The sequence below is a fragment of the Caproicibacterium amylolyticum genome (assembly GCF_014467055.1).
GTDB lineage: Bacteria > Bacillota > Clostridia > Oscillospirales > Acutalibacteraceae > Caproicibacterium > Caproicibacterium amylolyticum.
In genome coordinates, this window is the sequence record NZ_CP060696.1 from 2,170,690 (window position 1) to 2,191,288 (window position 20,599).

Below are 20,599 nucleotides of genomic sequence, written 5' to 3' on the forward strand. Positions count from 1 at the left end.
ATGACAACATGGCTGGAGCTACATCAGGAAATGCCCAGACATAAAAAATTACTGGTTCTTGCGCGCCTGCTGAAAGTTGACCGCCGGTATGCAGTGGGCATCATGATTGACCTCTGGACATGGAGCCTTGACAATGCAGATTCAGACGGCAATCTTTCCGGCATGACTGCGGATGATATTGAAATGGCACTTGACTGGCCTGTAAAAAAGTCTGGTGATCTGATTGCGGCACTGCTCAAAGCGAAGCTGCTGGAGGATAGGGGCGGCACCTATGCCCTGCATGATTGGGCGGACTACACCGGAAAATTATCCGAGCGGCGTGAAATCAAGCGTGAGCAAGACCGGAAGCGGCAGGAAAAAAGGCGTCAAAAAAAGTGTGACACAGGAGAAAAAAAGAGCGTGACAAACGAAGAATGTCACGCACCTGTCACGCGTGACGTCACGCATGTGTCACACGAAAATCGCGGTGACTACCCCACAGTACCTGACCGTACCGTACCTGACCTTGTCCTTAAAGACCTTGACCTTAAACAAGAACCCCTCTGTCCTAAGGTACCAACCGCGGATGCGGGGGATTTTGAAGAAGTGCAAAAAGCCTTTTCCGGGAAAGTGAAGGCCGAGCCGTCTGCACTGGATGAACGCAGCTTGGCAGAACTGCTGATAAAGCATGGAAAATCCGCACTGTTGGCAGCCATTGAGGAAACCTGCGTGTGCCATGGGCACTCTGTGCAGTACGTCAAGGCAGTTCTGGAGAACAGCAGAGCAGAGTCTGGGCAACGGTTGCCTGCTGGGCAAAAGTCAAATCAATCTAGTACAGACCTGTCAGGCCCGGAGCGTTACAAGAAATTTGCGAAAGGAAGTGTGTCACAGTGACAGCCGAGGAAGTTAAAAAAATATCTCCAAACGTGTTTGACACCGGAAAGGTTTGCCCGAACTGTGGGGAGCACATTTTTGCGTATCGCTTTACGGCCGGAAGTTTTTCCCACGTTTATGAGCGGCCCTGCTCCTGCAAGTCTGCGGAAGTCCGCAGAGAGGACGCGCAGCGTGCAACGGAGAAAAAGGCAGAAGCGCGCAAAGCTCGGTTTGACTATGCCGGTGTGCCAAGAAATTTTGTACAGGCAAAGCTCAACAATTATCGCCGCCTGCCCGGCACGGAAGATGCCTACGCTGCCGTAAAGGACTACCTGCTGAACCGGCAGGAGAATATCAAAGCCGGAAGCGGACTCATCCTGTACGGGCCCACTGGCAGTGGGAAAACGCACCTTGGCTGTGCGGTTCTCAACTGCGTATTGGAGGACGGTTACCGCGCCGCCTACTGGTGTGTACCGCAGATGCTGGAAATGTTGATGCCGGGCGGTGACGAAGGCGAGCAGCAGATGATTCTGGACAAGGCACTGCTTTCCCGGGTGCTGTTATTGGACGACCTGGGGGCAGAAAAGTCCAGTGAATGGACCCGCAAGGAATTGACGATTATTCTGGACTCCCGTTGGCGGGAGAATCGGCCGACAATTATCACAACAAACCTGCTGCCGGATGAGGAGCTGCGCCGTGACTGTGGCGACCGTTCCTACAGCCGCCTGATGAGCGACCACTACCAGGTAGTGTCCGTAACAGCCGATGATTACAGGAGGGCAAGAGCATGAAAACACCATACGAACAGAGCGTTTACGACCGTGCCACACGAAAAATTCAGCGCATTATTGCCCGCGAGGGCACCGCAGACGGGCAGCGCCTGCAGCCGTGGTACCTGGCAGAGATTGAGGACGAAATCCGGCAGGCTGACAAAATTTCGGCGTTGACTGTGCTGGCAAACCAGTCCGAGCCGGAACTATTACCCGATGTATCATGAAGGCCGTCCCGCCGAAACCGGTGTACTGCTGCAGCACAATCCGTGGGGCTACCAGGTGAATATTAACCACCCGCAGGTACGGCCGATATTTGACCGGTATCTCAACTGGCGTAAAATCCCGCCGTGGTGTCCGTTGTCGGATAGTGAGCGGCGGGAGTTTGAAAATTATGTTTTGCCGAAATTGGAGGGAATGCAGAAATGACCAGATTAACGCGGAGAAACGATGCTGGAAAGGCGGCCTACAAGCCGCTTGATCCTGACTGTGGGAACTGCACATCGTGTGACAAAAGAGACTACCATATGAGTTTGCTGACTGACCGTCTTGCAGACTACGAAGACCTTGGAACGCTTACACATATTCGCAAACTGGTGCAAGCTGAAAAAGACGGCAGGGTTTTACCAAGAAAATGCTATTTTACAGTTACCGAATCCTCTATTTGCGTAGTTATCAGCAAAAAATGTGCAAATGGTTTTTCTGGAAAAGCGAATGCTGAAATTATTGACGGTCTGAAAGACCTTGTGAAAGACCGTGAAAGCTTTATTGAGGGAGACCCCGACCATGATGAGGTGTTTTTGTACGATAAAAAGGTGCTGGAAGGGGCTATCCGGATATTGGAGGGAATGAAAAACGGCTCCGTCCAAGAAGGGCGGAGCCAGATGTAGGCGATATTTACTTATTTACAGCTGCTGCAGCTACCGCAGTTTCCGAGCATTTGCTGGAGCAGTTGGAGCAATTCCTGACATGTCATAGCAGAAGCCTCCTTTTTTAATTTTGCTGTTCCCTTTCGGAACACCTATATCATATCAGGAATTATGCATGGGTTCAATCCTATAATTTTGGTAAAATTGTTAATAAAACGAATGGAAAACTTTTTAGCATTGTTTGTTTTGTACAAAGGAGAATATGATGGAAGACGAAAGAAAAGCTTGTCCTTTAAAATTTGGCGGTCAAAACAGTTTTGCACAAACGCCATGGTGCGAAAAGGAGAAATGTGCATTGTGGTGTGGTTTTGATTGCTGCTGCGCGCTAGTTTCTGTGTCAGTGGAAATTAGCAACCGAATACATGATTTACGAGTTACATTGGAGAGGTAAAACCATGACGATTCATTTCACCGTCCCCGGCCCGCCTTTCGGAAAGCAGCGCCCGCAGCACACAAAATATGGGCATGACTATACGCCAAAAGAAACAAGGGCTTACGAGGAATTTGCGCAGAAATGTTTTTTTGCCGCGGCTGGCAGTTCGTTCATCCCCCTGCAAGGTGCGCTGCGCATTAAAATCTTTGCTGGGTATCCGATACCGAAAAGCATTTCAAAGAAGCGCCGTGCGGCTATGCTGGCGGGCACGGAATTACCGACAAAGAAGCCGGACTGGGACAACATCGGAAAAATTATCTGTGACGCGCTGAATGGTGTTGCCTACAAGGACGATGCCCAGATTTCTGATTCAACCATGCGTAAGCGGTACATAGACGGCCCTGGGTTAGTTGAGGTCTGGATTTCGAATTTATGATTTTGAGAGGATGGGGAGAATTTGACAGTTGAAGAAGTGAAACACCTGTTACGAATTTATTATGATATTCCGCAGATGATTGCAGAAGAATTCGCCACCATCCGCAATTGTAGGCAAGAGGAAAGCAAGATTGAGCTGCCGGCAGTGAACATGACCGGTATGCCGTCCGGTAAGGGGATGACCAGCGACCGCACAGCCAACCAGGCATTGTCCAGCCAGTGGCAGTATTACGAAAATGAAGTCAAAGAGTGTGGGAAACGGATTGCCCAGCTGCAGGAGCAGCAGAACTGGCTTGGTACGGCACTCAACCGCATGGATCCGATTGACCGGCAGATTTTACAGTTGGCATTCATGGGAGACAAGCATCACCGCCGCAAGGCTTACCGGCGCCCACCATGGAAGGAGGTTGCTGACGTGGTGGGATACAGCGAAAGCCAGACGAGAGAACGTGCCAGAAATGCAGTAACAAAATTGAAACTACTGTCAAATCAAAATGTACTAGCTGGTATGGCTTAATAATTGACAATGATTTATTAGCGTGGTAAGATGAATTTGCTAATACGGAGAATTGTGAAGGCAATCTCTATATCTACAGCTATACATATCGCTTAGTTAGTTCAATGATCGTAATTTGCTGTAGAGACAGGAAAAGGACGTCTGGTCTACCAAAACCACAGACGTCCTTTTTCATATTCATTTTGCACTCGTAGACCACCGATTATTATTTAATGTACATTAGAACAAAATTATGTCGTACAAAATGAATACTATCCTATAAAAAATGGACTGTACAAAGCAACTGTCAGAATCACTATTAGAAAAGAAAGAATCCTTTTCAACTGCTTATTTTTGGCTTCAAATGATGCCAAATACGATACTACGGTTGAACAAACGATAAAAAATGCTAAATACGGTTTCATGTTGTCAGTAACCTCCTAAATTGAAATAATCGGAAGCTACTTGCCATATATTATAGCATAATAAATACATAATTCAACAAATAAACTGATTGTTTTTTCGGCACTTTTCATCTATTTTAAGTAAAATTCAATAGTTACTGAAAAGATAATTGGGTTACAATATAATTACGGAATTCCGAAGAGAGATGCAGGAACCGCATATTCTTCAAAAAGAATTCCGTGTTCATGCATTTTCCTCCAATCCATATCTGATACACACTTCGCCGCAGCGTCGGAATGATGCCGCGGTACCTATGAGCCGGTTCAGGGGCATTAACCCTGCTGGCTCAATAACATCCTTCTTTTAATATACTTTTTTGGCAGCCGGAACAGACGGCACGAACCCGACAGTACAGCAGCTGTCGAGCTTTCATTTGACAAATAATATTTTGTATGCTATACTAACTAAGTTGGAAATATTCAACAAGCCTATCTTTTCGTGCCAAACCGAAGGCATTAATTTCGGCGTTGAAGTCATTTATGAACTGTTCCAAAGACCAATCAACAAAAGCAGGTATAGCAGTCGATAACCCGGGCGTTACACGGGACTAAAATATTATTGGGCATCCACTTTGGTGGGTGCCTTTTTTGTATCCAAATTTTTATGGGATTTAGCCGTTTGCGACTAATTCGTCGCACTTTATAAAGTATGATCGATAATATCAGGTTGACGTTGTGAAATTCGGACGGTAATTTTGTCGTATATTTCACAAATATGCAATATTTCCTTTTAAAATGCTGATTTTTGGGTTATACTGGAGAAAAGTATTTTAGGGAGAATGTTAATATGTCAAATGAGACACTTAGTTTACCGAGTTCAAATGTAGAAGCAGGGTCTTTAATTCCAATAGATGGTAATAAGATTGCAGCTGAAGTTATTACAAATTTAGTAAGTACAACAGCTAAAGCAATTTATAGTAAAGTCTTAAAAAAGGTAAAATCGAAAATAAATAAAAGCGAGGTTGATATTGGCTACGCTTTTGAAAAATATATTAAATATTCGGAAAACAAATACAGAATGGTTAAAACGTTATTGTATAGACATGAATCAAGAGACCTATATTCTTTTTATGAGTGTCTAGGCGTAAGGACTTCGAAGAAAAGGATAGATACATCAAATATTCAAAAAGTTCTTGAATTGGGTCATGAACTCATCATAACAGGAACAGGTGGAATGGGGAAAAGCGTTATGATGAGGCACTTTTTCATTAATTCAATTAAAAATTCAAAATTCATACCAATTTTAGTCGAACTACGTGGACTCAATGACTACAAGAAAAAAGATATAGATATTATTGATTACATATATGAAATCTTAGAAAAGTTGCATTTCCAACTTGAAAAAGAATATTTTATTTATGGAATGGAGTGCGGATGCTTTTTGATTCTTCTTGATGGGTATGATGAGGTAAAAAACAATTTGTCTCCAAAGATTACATCAGAAATTCAAAATATGTGCGATCAATATCCTCAAAATTACTATATCATTTCTTCCCGACCACTTCAGGAGTTTACTGGATGGCATAATTTCGAAGAATTAAGATGTCAGAATTTAGACAAAAGGCAAGCGATTGAATTAATTCAAAAGCTGGATTATGAGCCAGAGGTGAAGAAAAAGTTCTGTAAAGAACTCAATTCTGATTTGTTTGATAAATATAAAACATTTGCATCAAACCCACTTTTGCTGACAATTATGCTGATGACTTTTGAGACGCGAGCATCTATACCCGACAAATTGAATGATTTTTATGATCAGGCTTTTGTTGTGTTGTTTCACGAACACGATGCTACAAAAGGCAGTTACCAAAGAGAAATCCTTAGTAAATTAAGCTATGAGGATTTCAAAATGGTTTTTTCATATTTTTGTTTCAAATCATTTTTTATGGGGAAATATGAATTTAATAAGTCCCAAGTTTTAGATATAATAGAAATGTGCAAAGTTAAAAAAATAATTAACAACAATTTCAAAAGCGAGGATTTCTTGAATGATTTGACCAATGCCGTTTGTATGTTAGTTAAGGAAGGATTAAACTACAAATTTGCCCATAGATCTTTTCAAGAATATTTTGCAGCTGTGTACACTGCCCAGCTTAATGATTGTGACCAAAAAATATTCTTAGAAAATTGGATGAAACAAAAAAATTATCGACTGACAAGTAATTACTTGGATATGCTATTAGATTTAGAACCGCAACACTTTGTTAAAAATATAATTTTTCCAGGATTGCAAGAAATTAAAAATAAATATGATAAAGATGGACATTCTGAGAGTTGGGCCTTTCGCAGTATCTGCGAAGGAATTTCTATTGAAAATCGTTTTAATCCATTAACAAACACACTCTCGGCGGATAAAAAATGCTTAGCAATAATGATTAAAAGTAACTATGAGCATCTCATCATGCACTATTCACTAATAGCTTCCTCTTATAATTTTGCTCAAGCCCAAAAAAAGCATGAAGACGCTCAAAATAAAATAATAAAGTATTTAGAAGAAAACTATAGCAATGAATTGCCGGATATTTCATATGATAGAATTCGAGAATTAGATATATGGCCACAAATAAAAGAAGGAATACAGTGGTTTACAGATCAGTTTGAATTTTGCTTACAATATTATGAGCAACTTAATCAGCAGTATAGCCGTTCGACTCGAAATTTTAATGATATGCTGCAAGAATTGTAACATATTCTTTTATTAAGCGCCCCGCCCCCGCAGCAGGCGCTATTTTTATACCCAAAAACAAAAGGAGCTGATAACATGGTGCAGGTCTGGCCGCCGGGCGAGAGTCGCCTGCTGGGCATCCGCCTCCTGGGTGGTGGTCCGTAGTGGCGATTACAGAAAAGCAGAAGCGGTTTGCGGACGAATATTTGAAAGACCTCAACGCGACCGCAGCAGCGCGGCGAGCTGGATATAAGGACCCGAATTTCGGACGCCAGCTGCTAACGAAAACTAACGTTTCGGAGTACATTCAGAAGCGGATGCAAGCCCAGCAGAGCCGCACGGAAATCACGCAGGACCGGGTGCTGCAGGAACTGGCCGCTATTGGCTTTGCCCGCGGCACGGACTATGCGCAGGTTACCAAGTCCGGTGCGGTTGCCATAAAACCTACAGACCAGTTGAATGACCAGCAGAAAGCTGCCGTTACCGGTATCAAGGAAACGCAGGCGGGCGTGGAGGTAAAACTGGCCGACAAAGTGAAAGCATTGGAACTACTGGGAAAGCACCTGGGAATGTTTGATGGCGCATCCCAGTCGGCTGACATTGAAGATTTGGCAGACCTGCGCAAGGAGGTCTTTGGAAAGTGACCAGTACCAAAACACTCGACTATCAATTTGGCCAGAAGCACCGTGACTATATGCGCCGCTGCCTTGCGTCAACCATTAACGTTGCCGAAGGCGCTGTGCGTGCCGGGAAAACAGTAGACAATGTATTTGCCTTTGCCTATGCACTTGAATCTGCTCCGGACAGGATCCACCTTGCCACCGGCTCCACAAGTGCCAACGCAAAGCTGAACATTGGCGACTGCAACGGGTATGGGCTGGAAGGCATCTTCCGTGGCCGCTGCCACTGGGGCAAATACAAAGGTAATGAAGCATTGTATGTATCTACCCCATCCGGCGAAAAAATCATTATCTTTGCTGGCGGTGCCAAAGCGGACAGCTACAAAAAAATTCGCGGCAACTCCTATGGTATGTGGATTGCGACAGAAATCAATCTGCATCATGACAACACCATCAAGGAAGCATTCAACCGGCAGTTGGCAGCAAAAGGGCGAAAGATATTCTGGGACTTGAACCCGGATAACCCTAACTCCCCTATCTACACACAATACATAGACCTGTACGCTGAAAAACAGCGCAAAAATGAATTTCCTGGCGGATACAATTACGAGCACTTTACTATCCACGACAATGCAACCATCACACAGGAACGCATGACTGAAATCATTTCACAATATGACCAATCAAGCATCTGGTATATGCGAGACATCGAAGGACTGCGTTGCACCGCCGAAGGACTGATTTACCGGCAGTTTGCTACTGCGGCAAATTCCCAGCAAAACCGATTTGCCTACCGAGCAGAGCAAGATTTGACGTTTTTCAAAATTGTTCTGGGCGTTGACTTTGGCGGTACAGGTTCCGGTCATTCTTTCCTCGCAACCGGTATCACACCCGGATACCGCGAAGCTGTTTCACTTGCAAGTGAGCGCTTTACCGGGGACGATATTGACCCGGACAGATTGGGACAGCTGTTTGTTGCGTTCGTGCAGCGCATTCTGCACCAATACGGACGCATTACCGCTGTGTACTGTGACAGTGCCGAGCAGGTGCTGATTCGCGGCTTCCGCAAAGCATTGCAGCAGGCGGGGCTTGGCTATGTGCGCGTTTACAATGCGTTGAAAAGTTCCATCATAGACCGAATTCGACTAACCACCCGGCTAATGGCGCAAGGGCGGTATTTTTATGTTCCGGACCAGTGTCAGAGCCTTGAAAAGGCTTTCTGCACGGCGGTATGGAATCCAAAATCACTCACAAAAGACGACCGTCTAGACGACGGTACAAGCGACATCGACAGCTTAGATGGCTTTGAATACACCATTGAACAGGACCGCAACCGATTTTTAAACGCAGAGAGGTGATACATTGAATATCAGCGCTGTAATTGATTACTTGAACAAAACGCTCGGCTACTCCATAGACGCTTCTTTCTATACGCACATAGCCAAATGGAAGAATTGGTGGGAGGGCTACTACAAGCCATTTCATCTGTACCACGAAAAGCTAAATGGTAAATCTACTGAGCGCCATATATACAGCTTAAAAATGGGAAAGAAAGTCTGCGAGGACTGGGCTGCCCTACTGCTCAACGAAAAGACGCAGATTGTAGTCAATGACAAAACGAGCAGCACTTTTTTGCAGGGCGATGATCAAATCGGAGGCATTTTTGGCGAAACGCAGTTCTGGAAACATGAAAATGAACTGGTTGAAAAGGCGTTCTGGTCCGGCACCGGTGCCACTCTGCTGCGAATGGACAATATGCTGGTACAGGGCGATACCGTTGCACCTGACACAGGCACAAAAATTCGGCTCGATTACCTCCCTGCTGACTGCATTCTGCCACTGACCGTACATTCCGGAGAAATTATTGACGTGGCTTTCATTTCCGAAGTTACCTTTCACGGCGAAACCTATGACTATCTGGAAACGCACATCTTGGAACCAAACAAGGGCTATCACATTACAAACCAGTACTTCAAGGAAGATGCAGGAGTACTCTCCCCTGCTGCCCTGCCACCCGGTATGGTGGAAAGTTACTACACAGGTTCAGAAATTCCGCTGTTTTCCGTCCTCACGCCAAATCTTGTGAAAAACATTCGTACAGGGCCGGGCATGGGAATGTCTATCCTACAGAATGCGTTGGATGCTCTAAAAGGTGTCGACCTGGCATTTAACAATTTCTGTCGCGACTTTCGGCTCGGCGGCAAGAAAGTTTTCTATCGGCAGGACCTTACGCAGTATGACCAGAATGGTAACATTGTTACACCAGACGACATCATGCAGCAGCTCTTCATCCAACTTGGGGATGGAGCGGACGCGGCAGGTATGCAAGGCGACCCAATCCATGAGTACAACCCGGATTTGCGCGTATCCGAAAACCGTGACGCTGTGCAAGCCATGCTCGACTATCTCAGCTTCAAAGTTGGCTTTGGCGCAAAGCACTACCAATTTAACGGCAGCACGGTTGCGACCGCCACGCAGTACATGGGGGACAAGCAAGACCTTGCGCAAAATGCGAGCAAACACAATATCAACGTGGAATCGCACCTGCAGGGCATCTGCCGCGCAATTCTTTGGGCGGGTAAAAACATCCTTGGCCAGCCAGTCAATCCGGATGCACGGGTCACCGTAAACTTTGATGATGGCTATATCAACGATGATGATACAAAGCGTGAACGTGACCGGCAGGACGTGCGGGACGGCCTGCTGAAGTCATGGGAATACCGCGTCAAATGGTACGGCGAGGACGAGGCCACTGCAAAAGCTGTGTTGGGTGCTGCAGCCGACCTGCAAAACCCGTTTGGCTATAAACAAGGTGTTGGCAATGCTAACGCCTGAATATTTGGAGCATTGTCCCGACGACATTGTGGTACTGTACAGCGAACTTGACCAGCTGATTATGCGGGACGTTGTGCGGCGCATCATGAAAACAGGCCACATTACCAGCACCGCCGCTTGGCAAGTCCTGCGGGCGCAGGAAAGTGGGCTAATCTACGACGAAATCATTGCCGAGGCCGCCCTATACACCAATGCGTCAGAGCAACAGGTGCAGGCACTGTTTAAAGATGCCGGGTTAAAGGCTGTTGCCTACGACAGCGCCATTTACACGGCTGCCGGTCTGTCCCCGCCTCCCCTTGCCATGGTTCCAGCTGCCTTACAGGTGCTGAATGCCGGATTACAAAAAACTCAAGGCTATCTGCAGAATCTCACCAAAACAACCGCCAACGGTGCACAGCAGGCATACATACACGCGGCGACCATTGCAGAAATGCAAGTGGAAAGCGGCGCATTTGATTATGTGTCTGCTATTCGCAACGCCGTGCGCACAGCCATAGACGGCGGCGAATGGGTAACTTACCCCTCCGGCCATCATGACCGACTGGACGTTGCCACCCGCCGCGCAGTGTTGACCGGCATCAACCAGACTTCTGCCGAAGTGTCTCTCTCCTATGCGGATGACATGGAGTGTGATTTGGTGGAAACCACGGCGCACGCCGGTGCGCGGCCATCACATATGGTATGGCAAGGACAGGTGTTCAGCCGGAGCGGTAAAAGCGACAAGTACGACGACTTCGCGGGCGCTACCGGATACGGCACGGGTGCTGGTCTTTGCGGTTGGCACTGCCGGCACAGCTTCCACCCGTTTTTTGAGGGGCTGTCCGAAAGTGCTTATCCGAAGTCAAAGCTAAAAGAGTATGAAAATCAAATCGTTACATACAATGGTGAAAAAATTTCCTACTATGATGCGACCCAGCAGCAGCGGGCAATGGAACGTGCCATTCGCGACAGCAAGCGCAAGGCCGCAGGGTTTGATGAAGCGGTCAAATCTGCAAAGGATGAACCAACCGCCAAGGCTATGAAGCAGGAATTTGACGCTGCTGCTGTCCGGCTAAAAAAACAGGAAGCTGCGCTGAAAGATTTTACCCAGCAGACCGGCCTGCTCCGACAGCGGGAACGTGAACAGGTTGTTGCCACAAAAACAGCCGGCAAAACCGTTTCCTTTGGCCGCAGCCCTGCTCAAAAGGCCGTGCAGGCCGCAAATAAACAATATCAGCAATGGATTCATGATGTTGGTGCATCTGATGCTGCACCGAAAACGCTTGCAAAATATTATCAGGAGAAGTATAATAACTCTCCTGCTTACCAGTTGCTGAAAGGATACAGCCATGCAGTCGACAAAGGCGATATTCATCCGCTGGTAGGATTGGCACAGTATCAAAAATCGGCAGCAGAAATTGGGGAAAAGATTGTTGGCGTCACTACCTCAACCGGTGTTACGATTGAATCCTTTGCTACCCATTTTATCGACCGCATTATTGGGCAAACGTCCACTCCTCACACCGATATGCGCTGCGGTGTAACCGTTGACGCGGCAGCGGATGCTTTAAAAAATCCGGTCAAGTTGGGATCTGTAAGGACATTGGATAACGGCGACATTCGGCAGACACTGTACGGAAAGCATGCAACCGTTACAATCAGCATTTGCGATAAACGGCTTATTCAAACTAATCCACGCTAAGGAGGGAAATGCCATGCTGAAATTCACAGAGGAAGACCGTTCGTTCATTCAGAAATATTTTGATAATGCCAAAGCCTTGCTGAATGCAGAAAATCTTAACGATGTACTAGATCCGCTCTATGACCTTATCGATGTGAAGGGCTTTGCACCTCCTAATTACGAAGAATACAACGATTTCGGACGCAAAGCACAAAAAATATACGATAGCATTTACAGCAATAACTAAGCCGCCCGGCAACAGCCCGGCGGTATTTTTGCACCCAATTTCAGAAATTGGCAGCCTTTGCGGGCTGCTTTTTTCATACCAATTTTGACCGGCCGAAGTCGTTAAACTACGGAGCGGCAGAGGAACGGGACCTCGTAAAAAACGTGTGCCGTGAAAAGGAGCCATATGGAAAGAAAATTTTTGACCGGCCTTGGACTTGAAAAGGATGTTATTGACAAAATTCTTGACCAGAACGGCGCAGAAACTACTGCGCTGCGCACCCAGCTTAAAACCAAGGACACTGAAATTAGTACCCTACGTACTGACCTTACAACCGCAAACGACAAGGTTGCAGACCTTGAAAAGGTGGACACTGCGGGCTTGCAGGGACAGCTTGACGCTGAAAAGGCCGGGCGCAAAAAAGACCGGCAGGGATGGAACCTAAAAGCTGCTCTCACCTCTGCCAACTGCAAGGATGCTGATTACATCATGTTCAAACTCGGTGATACAGTGGAATTTGCAGATGACGGCAGTCTGAAAGACAAAGACAAGCTGCTGGAAACCTGCAAAAAGGACTATGCGACCATGTTTGACGAATCCAAGCCACCGGAAACCCAGCATCCCGAAAATCAGTCACAGCAGCCAGAGGGTGGCATCCGACTTGCTTCCGGCGGTGAGCATGGTAGCGGTGGCAACACAGATTACGACAGCATGAGTGACGACGAATATTATGCTGCCACAATGAAAAAAGACAAATGATTTTTAACAGGAGGTAATTTTTATGCCGAACAATTTTCTTACGATTAAGGAAGTCGCCCGTCAGGCACTTCCCCGCCTTATGGAAAACCTTGTGTTCCCGAATCTGGTGTACAAGGATTTTTCCAATGATTTTCAGAAGAAGGGCAACAAAATTCAGATTCGCAAACCGGTTGTACTGACCGCAAAGGACTTTGACCAGAGCAAAGGTGTGGAGCCGCAGGACTTGGACGACAGCCAGACAATGGAAGTCACTCTGGACAAGATTGCAACGGTTGATGTAGACATTCAGGCTATTGAGGGTGCTACCAACGTAGACGACCTGAACCGCCAGTTTATTGAACCTGCTGCTGTTGCGCTGGCACAGAAAATTAACAGCGACGGTCTGGACTGCTACAAGGACATTCCGTACATTTCCGGCACAGTCGGCACAACACCCAGCACACTGGATGACCTCGCTGCGGTGCGCAAGGTGCTGAACGCCAACAAAGTGCCAACTTCCGGCCGCGTTGCTGTGTGGGATACCGAAGCAGATGCGAAGTTCACCACCATCCCCGCAATCGTAAATGCTGAAAAATCCGGCACCACATCCGCTTTACGTGAAGGCTCCATTGGCCGCATTTTTGGGCTGGACAACTACATGAGTCAGGCCGTCAAGCACCACGCCGCGGGCACCCTGTCCGCTGCTGTGAAACCGAAGACCTCCGTTTTCAAGGGTGCTACTTCTCTGACTCTGTCCGCTACTGCAGTAACCGGCAAACTGGTAAAGGGTGACATCCTGACAATTCTTGGCGACAGCTATGTGGTCACTGCTGACGCCGTCGCAGACAGCAACGAGGTCACCGTTCCGATTTACCCCGCACTGAAAAGGGACGTTACCACTGCTACTGTAGTAACTCTGACCAGCGACCACACCGCTAACCTTGCTTTTAACCCGATGGCATTTGCATTCGTTGTCCGCCCACTGGTGCAACCGTCTGGCGTGGAAAGCTACGTTACCAGTTACAACGGCATTTCCCTGCGTGTCACAAAGGGCTACGACATGAAGTACAAAAAGGAATTGTTGTCTATGGATGTGTTGTACAGCTACGCTACGGTATACCCGGAAATGGCCGTCCGCGTGCTGGGTTGACGGGAGGAATCTTATGTATGCCGATTATGACTACTATCAGAGCACCTACCATGGCACTTTAATCTCTGCTGCTGACTGGCCACACCGCGAACGTGAAGCATCTGCCTTTATTGACCGCATCACGTTTGGGCGGCTGCGGCACGGCTGGGATGTCACTACGGATGTGCAAAGTGCCGTTTGCGCGGTAGCCGAAAAACTACAGTTGCTCGATACCCAAACCGCCGCGCAAGCGCAGGCGGCACGAGTGGCAGGTATTGCGTCCGAAAATACAGACGGCTTTTCTGTGTCATTTAAAACCGCAGCCGAAGCACAGCAAGCGCGCAATGCTGCACTGTTGGACGCGGCAGGCTTGTGGCTGCCAGCGGATGAACCGTTACGCTATGCGGGGGTGTGAATATGCTCACAAACGCTGACTGCACTATCTACCATAAGACATATGACCCCATAACGCGTCTTGACCGCTGGGAGCGCACACAGTACCGCGGCGTCAACTGGTATGCCAAACAGGCGGCCACAGTCGGTGAAAATGGCTTAATGGCTGCCGATACGCTAACGATACGCATTTCTGTCACGATTTCTGAAACTGTCCCCGCCGCCGTGGGTGACATCATTGTGCATGGGTTACTTGACACTGACATTACACAGCCGAAAGAATTAGGTACATATGAACATTACACAATAACTGCCGTGCGCGATAATCGCCGCGGTATCTGTGGCAGACACTGGAGGATTGAGGGAAAGTGAGCAAAATCCACATTGACGCGCCGCGTGACTGCAATGTAAAAGTCAATACCACATCCTGCGCATTGCGCTGGAACCCCTCCTTTGGCGCAAACTGGGGCGGGCGCTTTAACCGTGCGCAACAGTTTGTGGACAGTGAGGTTTTGCGGCTTTCCTCCCCTTATATACCATTCCGCACCGGTATGCTAGACAAATCCGGTATACTTGGCACCCAGATTGGCAGCGGAGAAGTAAACTGGATTGTACCCTACGCGGCAGCACAGTATTACAACACTGCTGACAGCCGCAGCTATGATGCGCAGCGCGGCGGGCACTGGTTTGAGCGCATGAAAGCCGACCACCGCGACGAAATTTTGCGCGGTGCCAAAAAGTTAGGAGGCGGCAATGGCTGACACAATCATTCAATCCTTGCGGGATTATTTCATCACCTGTCCACTCATGGGCGATAACAAAATCAATGTGGACTATTTACCGGAAGCGGGCATTGAATATTCCATTGACACCACGCCTGCAACAGAAATCATTAAAGAGTACACCGACGGCGGCAGTCTGCGGCAGTACTTATTTGTCATTCGCTCAGTCAATGATTACGGTTCGGACGTGCTGCAGAACATTGCGAACTCCGGGTTTTACGAAAAGCTTTCTGAATGGATGGAACAAAATACAAAAACAGGTCTGCTGCCACAACTGCCCGCAGGCAAAACCGCACAAATTGTACAAGCACAGTCCACTGGATACCTGTTCACCACCAGTGCAGCCGCAGGGCGGTACCAGATTCAGTGCAGGCTGCAATATTTACAGGAGGCAGATAAATGAAAATAGAGCCAAAAGGCACACCGATTTTTCGCAATCTGATTGCGGACTATTTGGACATTTCGCAGGATGCTGCAAAGTTGGACATCCACTTGATGAACGTCTTTGAAGAAATTGACGAGTCACCGAAAGCAAAGACCGTTAGCAAGCACTACACCGCCGACAAGTCCACCAGCAATATTACAACGGGCTATGAGCCGGAATTCTCCCTCAAAGGTGACCGTTACAAAGACAATGCTGTCACCGATTTTATTACAAAAATTGGTGAAGAAGAACTGCTGGGCATTACAGCAAATTATTATCGTGTCAGCTTGTACAAACCGATTGCAGACAAGCCGAACACCTACTACGCACGCAAGTTTGTGGTGGAATTTGCCGTCGATAAACTGTCCGGCAAGGGCGGTGAAATTGCATCCGTGGAAGCGAACATGAACAGTCAGGGCGACGTTGTTGTTGGCGAATTCAACACCGAAACGCTGCAGTTTACTGCGAAAGATGATACCGCTCCTACACTTGGCTCACTGACTGTTACTTCTACCGCCGGAACAAGCATCGGCGATACAAAAATCACAGTGTCCCCTGCTAAAGCATCTGGAAACAGCTACCGGTATCAGACCGTGGCATCTGTGGCACTGCCCGCTTATGGTGCAGACTGTTCTGCCTTGACAGCATGGGACGGCAGTACGGACATTACCGCGGTAACAGGAAACAAGATTTTGGTGGTTGAAACAAACAGTACAAACAAAGCCGTGGCTGCTGGAATTACAACCGTGACAAGCAAAGCAGCCTAATAGCCGAAAGCTCTCAGCTTTTGCCGGGGGCTTTCCTTATGTGGAATCTGTGCGCATGAGCACAGATTTTGCTAACTTATTATTTTGGAGGTATAGCGATGAGCAAAATCACAATCAAAGATACAGAGCTTGACCTTGACATCTACGACGCAGACGAAAACGAGCGTGTGCAAACCGCCATTAACAAAGCCAAAGATGCACTCACCGGAACCGGCGGGCAGAGCACTGCCGGAAATATCCGTGACGCCTGCCATGCAGTCTTTGAGTGCTTTAATACTATCTTTGGCGAGGGTACCGACCGTAAGATTTTCGGTGACAAATGTAATCTGCGCGACGCGATGCAGGCCGTTTTTCAGCTTTGTAATGCCGTACAGGGACAGCGAGCCGAGTTTGAAGCCGAAACACAACAATTTATGCAGAAGTATAGCCCAAACCGTGCAACGCGTCGAGCAAAGACTGAAAAGAAATGAACCTGCTGATTGATGCCGCACCGAACACAGTCATGATTGGTGGGCAGCCCTACCCCATCCGCGCGGATTTTCGCGAATCCATCCTGTTTGAGCAGCTTATGCTTGACCGTACCGTGCCGGATGAACAAAAGCTGCCACTGGCACTAAATTTGTACTACCCGGCCTGCCCGACTGATTTGTCTGCTGCTGTGGAACAAATGCTGTGGTTTTACCGCTGCGGTAAGCCACAAAAGCCCGCATTGTCCGGCGGTGCAGGTGCGGAACGGATTTATGATTATGAGTATGATGACGGCTACATTTTTGCAGCGTTTTTAGCTGATTACGGCATTGACCTTGAGTCAGTGCCGTTTTTGCATTACTGGAAATATCGGGCGTTATTCGAGTCCTTGCGCCCGGAAAACAAGTTCTGCCGAATCCTGCAGTACCGTGCCGCCGACCTGCACGATCTGCCAGATGAACAAAAACGACTGTACCGCCGCATGAAAAAGCTCTATGCTCTGCCCCGCCCAGCAGGAGAGCAGGAGAAAATGGATGAAATTGCAGACAAGTTGATGCATGGCGGCAGGTTATAAGGAGGTGAAAAACAATGGCCTATGATGGCTCTATCCGTATTGATACCAGTATCGACACCAGCGGATTTAACGAAGGCATTAGTAAGGTCAGTGGCACTGCCAGCGAAAAATTGGACAAGGTGAGCGCATCCGCCGACAAAGTGAGTGGCAGTGCATCCAACGCCGGCAGTAAATTCTCTGCTGCCGGAGAAAAGATGTCCAAAACCGGCGCAAAAATGACGCTGGGCTTAACCACACCGCTTGTTGCACTAGGGCATTCTGCTGTAAAGACCGGTGCCGATTTTGAGGATACCATGAGTCAGACCGCCGGTGCTCTAAACATCCCTATGAGTCAAATGGGCAGTATGCGTAGTCTTGCCCTGAAAATGGGTGCGGACACGCAGTTCAGTGCAAAGGAAGCAGGCGAAGCCATGGTGGAGCTTGCTAAAGGTGGCCTGACCGAAGCCCAGATTAAGGGCGGTGCGCTAAAAGCCACCATGGACTTGGCCGCATCTTCTGGCATGGAACTTGGCAACTCTGCCAACGTGGTCGTACAAGCCATGGGTGCATTTGGGCTGTCCGCTGACAAATCGTCCGTTGCTGCCAATGCACTTGCCGGTGCTGCCGCTGCATCTTCTACCGATGTTGAACCGTTGACACAGGGGCTTGCGCAGTGCGGCGCACAGGCACATTTGGCCGGATGGAACATACAGGACACAACCGCAGTACTGGGTGCATTTGCGGATGCGGGTGTAAATGGCGCCGATGCCGGTACGTCCCTAAAAACTATGCTGCAACGTTTGTCTGCACCAACCGGCAAAGCCGCAAAGTTAATGAATAAATATGGTATTAATGTGCGTAACAGCAATGGCACCATGAAAAGTGCATCCGAAGTAGCGCAACTACTGCATGACAAGTTGGGAAAGCTCTCTCCCGCTGCGCGTGACGCTGCCATGCAGACCATTTTCGGTTCCGATGCCAGCCGTGCTGCAGCGATTATGATGAACAACGGTGCTGCGGGACTTGCCAAATACACAAAAGCCACCTATGACCAGACCAGCGCCTCCCGCCTTGCAGACAGTCAGATGGGCGATACAAACCGTTCTATTGAGCAGATGAAAGGTTCCCTTGAAACAGCAGGTATTGCGCTCAGTACAATTCTGAACCCCATCGTGCGGGATGTGGCCAACAAGATTCAAGACCTTACAAACAAATTTACTGCGCTGCCTGCTCCCGTACAAAAAGTGGTACTTGCAATCGCAGGAATCGTTGCGGCAGCAGGCCCCGCCATTGTGGGATTTGGCAAGTTGGCATCGGGTATTGGTGCCATCCAAAAATTGCTTGGTGGGCTCGGTGCTGGTGCAAAGGTCGTAAAAGATGTTTCAGGCTCCATTAGCACCTTGGGCAACGCCGGAACCGGCCTTGGAAAAGTCTTTAAAGGTCTTGGTTCCATTTTCAAAACAGTTGGTTCGGGAATTGGTTCTGCCGTAAAAGTCCTCGGTTCCGGCTTAAAAGTTGTTGGTGCTGGACTGCTCAAAGGCATCAAAAGCGTTGGCACCGCAGTAAAAGGACTTTTTACGTTGCTTGCTGCCAACCCCGCTGTGCTAATTATCGCCGCAATCACAGCGATTGTTGCAGCACTGATCTATGCCTATACCCACTGCAAAGCCTTTCGCGATGGTGTAAACGCGGTGTTTGGAGCAATCGGAAACTTCTTTAAAACGATTGGCACTGGAATTGCGGACTTCTTCACTAAGACCCTTCCGGGCGCGTTTACTGCAATCGGAAATTTCTTTGGCTCTATTGGTTCATCCATCGGTAATTTTGTTACAAAAACGATTCCCTCTGCATTCAGCGCACTGCCGGGAATTGTCGGCGGCGTATGGAACAATGTAAAAGCTGGCGCATCAACAGCATGGTCAAACATTTGTACCGGTGTTACCGGTTTTGCCAACAACATCAAAAACGGTGTTTCCAGCGCTTTCAACAATCTAAAAAATGGTGCCGCCACTATCTGGGGAAATGTAAAATCTGGTGCCTCTGCTGCTTGGAGCAATATCTGCACCGCTGTGTCCGGCAAAGCAAATGACATCAAAAGCAAAGCCATTTCTGCTTTTGATACGTTGAAAACGAATGCCTCCGGCGTTTGGAACAACATGAAAACCACTGCATCGTCTATTTGGGGCGGTATTCATTCCGCTGTTTCCACGCAGGCGAACAACATTAAAAACGGAGCAATTACGGCGTTTAACAATTTGAAAAGCGGTGCGGCAGGCATCTGGGGCAACGTAAAAAGCACTGCGGCTAATATTTGGGGCGGTATTTCCGGCGTTGTCGGCGGACTCGCCGGAAAGGCGCGGGATGGTGCGATTGGTGCATTCAATGCCCTAAAATCCGGTGTTGGCGGCATCATGGGCAAAATTGGCCCCGTTATTAAGGGTGCGTTTACAGACCCGATTGGATTTATTACTTCTCTGCCCGGCAAGATGTTCCACTGGGGCAGCGAAATAATAGGACATCTGATAGATGGTATCCGCAGCATGATTGGTAATATCGGGAAGGCAGTTGGTGACGTCGCCAATAAAATTAAATCTTTCTTACACTTCTCTATTCCGGACGAAGGCCCCCTGCGTGACATTATGGACTGGCCGCGTGACATGATGCAACAGTATGGCGGCGGCATTACCGATAACCTTGGCTATGTTACCGCGGCTGTGTCCGGGGTAGCCGAAAACATGGTGCTGCGGCCGGGCGCCAGTGCGGTACACCGTATGGTGTCCGATATGTATAGTGCAGTGGGCGCGGAAGTATCCTCAGCATCTGTGCAGTATTCTGCGAACGCTGCTTTTAGCGCTGCACAGTCCTCCCCGCACATTAACCCAATCGTACAACCCGCGCCTGTCACAGTACAGACCGATGACCGACCTATCGTAATGGACGGTAAAACGGTCGGTCGTGTACTGGCACCACATATCAACAAAGAATTCGGTCTAAATGACATCAAAGTAAAGCGGGGTGGTTAA

Annotated in this window: 23 protein-coding genes; all 23 read left to right on the forward strand. The window is 48.0% G+C overall.

Features of this window, described 5'->3' with window-relative positions; translation table 11 throughout:
* The 23 genes from H6X83_RS10345 (at position 1) to H6X83_RS10455 (ending at position 20,599) form a co-directional block, all read left to right on the forward strand.
* Positions 1-873, forward strand: coding sequence for a hypothetical protein (locus tag H6X83_RS10345; RefSeq protein WP_212506406.1), 873 nt, complete (start codon positions 1-3; stop codon positions 871-873).
* Positions 870-1,643 (forward strand): ATP-binding protein, encoded by a 774-nt coding sequence (locus H6X83_RS10350; RefSeq protein WP_212506407.1) that lies wholly within the window; start codon positions 870-872, stop codon positions 1,641-1,643. The genes H6X83_RS10345 and H6X83_RS10350 overlap by 4 nt, the downstream gene beginning before the upstream one ends.
* Positions 1,640-1,849 carry a hypothetical protein gene (locus tag H6X83_RS10355; protein WP_212506408.1) on the forward strand — a complete coding sequence of 70 codons (210 nt, stop codon included), beginning with the start codon at positions 1,640-1,642 and terminating at the stop codon, positions 1,847-1,849. Before H6X83_RS10350 ends, H6X83_RS10355 begins: the two co-directional genes overlap by 4 nt.
* Positions 1,839-2,051, forward strand: a complete 213-nt coding sequence (locus H6X83_RS10360; RefSeq protein WP_212506409.1) for a hypothetical protein — start codon at positions 1,839-1,841, stop codon at positions 2,049-2,051. The genes H6X83_RS10355 and H6X83_RS10360 overlap by 11 nt, the downstream gene beginning before the upstream one ends.
* Positions 2,048-2,512: a hypothetical protein gene (locus H6X83_RS10365; RefSeq protein ID WP_212506410.1), complete on the forward strand. Its 465-nt coding sequence runs from the start codon at positions 2,048-2,050 to the stop codon at positions 2,510-2,512. Before H6X83_RS10360 ends, H6X83_RS10365 begins: the two co-directional genes overlap by 4 nt.
* 434 nt (positions 2,513-2,946) lie before the next feature.
* Entirely contained in the window at positions 2,947-3,360 is a 414-nt protein-coding gene (locus H6X83_RS10370) for a RusA family crossover junction endodeoxyribonuclease (RefSeq protein ID WP_212506411.1), read from the forward strand.
* Between the two features lie 21 nt (positions 3,361-3,381).
* Complete coding sequence (locus tag H6X83_RS10375; protein ID WP_212506412.1) at positions 3,382-3,876, forward strand: sigma factor-like helix-turn-helix DNA-binding protein; 495 nt, start codon at positions 3,382-3,384, stop codon at positions 3,874-3,876.
* 1,230 nt (positions 3,877-5,106) lie between these two features.
* The gene (locus tag H6X83_RS10380; protein ID WP_212506413.1) at positions 5,107-7,002 is read left to right on the forward strand and encodes an NACHT domain-containing protein; all 1,896 of its coding nucleotides are present in this window, start codon (positions 5,107-5,109) and stop codon (positions 7,000-7,002) included.
* Positions 7,003-7,145: 143 nt separating this feature from the next.
* Positions 7,146-7,625: a terminase small subunit gene (locus H6X83_RS10385; protein ID WP_212506414.1), complete on the forward strand. Its 480-nt coding sequence runs from the start codon at positions 7,146-7,148 to the stop codon at positions 7,623-7,625.
* Positions 7,622-8,959 (forward strand): terminase large subunit domain-containing protein, encoded by a 1,338-nt coding sequence (locus tag H6X83_RS10390; protein WP_212506415.1) that lies wholly within the window; start codon positions 7,622-7,624, stop codon positions 8,957-8,959. Before H6X83_RS10385 ends, H6X83_RS10390 begins: the two co-directional genes overlap by 4 nt.
* A 4-nt stretch (positions 8,960-8,963) precedes the next feature.
* Positions 8,964-10,436, forward strand: a complete 1,473-nt coding sequence (locus H6X83_RS10395) for a phage portal protein (protein WP_212506416.1) — start codon at positions 8,964-8,966, stop codon at positions 10,434-10,436.
* Entirely contained in the window at positions 10,423-12,117 is a 1,695-nt protein-coding gene (locus tag H6X83_RS10400) for a phage minor capsid protein (RefSeq protein ID WP_212506417.1), read from the forward strand. The genes H6X83_RS10395 and H6X83_RS10400 overlap by 14 nt, the downstream gene beginning before the upstream one ends.
* A 13-nt stretch (positions 12,118-12,130) precedes the next feature.
* Positions 12,131-12,343: a hypothetical protein gene (locus tag H6X83_RS10405; RefSeq protein ID WP_212506418.1), complete on the forward strand. Its 213-nt coding sequence runs from the start codon at positions 12,131-12,133 to the stop codon at positions 12,341-12,343.
* 165 nt (positions 12,344-12,508) lie between these two features.
* Positions 12,509-13,081 (forward strand): phage scaffolding protein, encoded by a 573-nt coding sequence (locus tag H6X83_RS10410; protein WP_212506419.1) that lies wholly within the window; start codon positions 12,509-12,511, stop codon positions 13,079-13,081.
* Between the two features lie 22 nt (positions 13,082-13,103).
* Positions 13,104-14,210, forward strand: coding sequence for a major capsid protein (locus H6X83_RS10415; protein ID WP_212506420.1), 1,107 nt, complete (start codon positions 13,104-13,106; stop codon positions 14,208-14,210).
* A gap of 13 nt (positions 14,211-14,223) precedes the next feature.
* Positions 14,224-14,604 (forward strand): head-tail connector protein, encoded by a 381-nt coding sequence (locus H6X83_RS10420; RefSeq protein ID WP_212506421.1) that lies wholly within the window; start codon positions 14,224-14,226, stop codon positions 14,602-14,604.
* A 2-nt stretch (positions 14,605-14,606) separates the two neighbouring features.
* Complete coding sequence (locus H6X83_RS10425) at positions 14,607-14,954, forward strand: DUF6751 family protein (RefSeq protein ID WP_212506422.1); 348 nt, start codon at positions 14,607-14,609, stop codon at positions 14,952-14,954.
* Positions 14,951-15,343 (forward strand): minor capsid protein, encoded by a 393-nt coding sequence (locus tag H6X83_RS10430; RefSeq protein WP_212506423.1) that lies wholly within the window; start codon positions 14,951-14,953, stop codon positions 15,341-15,343. The genes H6X83_RS10425 and H6X83_RS10430 overlap by 4 nt, the downstream gene beginning before the upstream one ends.
* Positions 15,336-15,767: a hypothetical protein gene (locus tag H6X83_RS10435; protein WP_212506424.1), complete on the forward strand. Its 432-nt coding sequence runs from the start codon at positions 15,336-15,338 to the stop codon at positions 15,765-15,767. The genes H6X83_RS10430 and H6X83_RS10435 overlap by 8 nt, the downstream gene beginning before the upstream one ends.
* Entirely contained in the window at positions 15,764-16,555 is a 792-nt protein-coding gene (locus H6X83_RS10440) for a hypothetical protein (protein WP_212506425.1), read from the forward strand. Before H6X83_RS10435 ends, H6X83_RS10440 begins: the two co-directional genes overlap by 4 nt.
* A gap of 98 nt (positions 16,556-16,653) precedes the next feature.
* Complete coding sequence (locus H6X83_RS10445; RefSeq protein WP_212506426.1) at positions 16,654-17,025, forward strand: DUF6673 family protein; 372 nt, start codon at positions 16,654-16,656, stop codon at positions 17,023-17,025.
* Positions 17,022-17,597: a bacteriophage Gp15 family protein gene (locus H6X83_RS10450; RefSeq protein ID WP_212506427.1), complete on the forward strand. Its 576-nt coding sequence runs from the start codon at positions 17,022-17,024 to the stop codon at positions 17,595-17,597. Before H6X83_RS10445 ends, H6X83_RS10450 begins: the two co-directional genes overlap by 4 nt.
* A 14-nt stretch (positions 17,598-17,611) precedes the next feature.
* Complete coding sequence (locus H6X83_RS10455; protein WP_212506428.1) at positions 17,612-20,599, forward strand: phage tail tape measure protein; 2,988 nt, start codon at positions 17,612-17,614, stop codon at positions 20,597-20,599.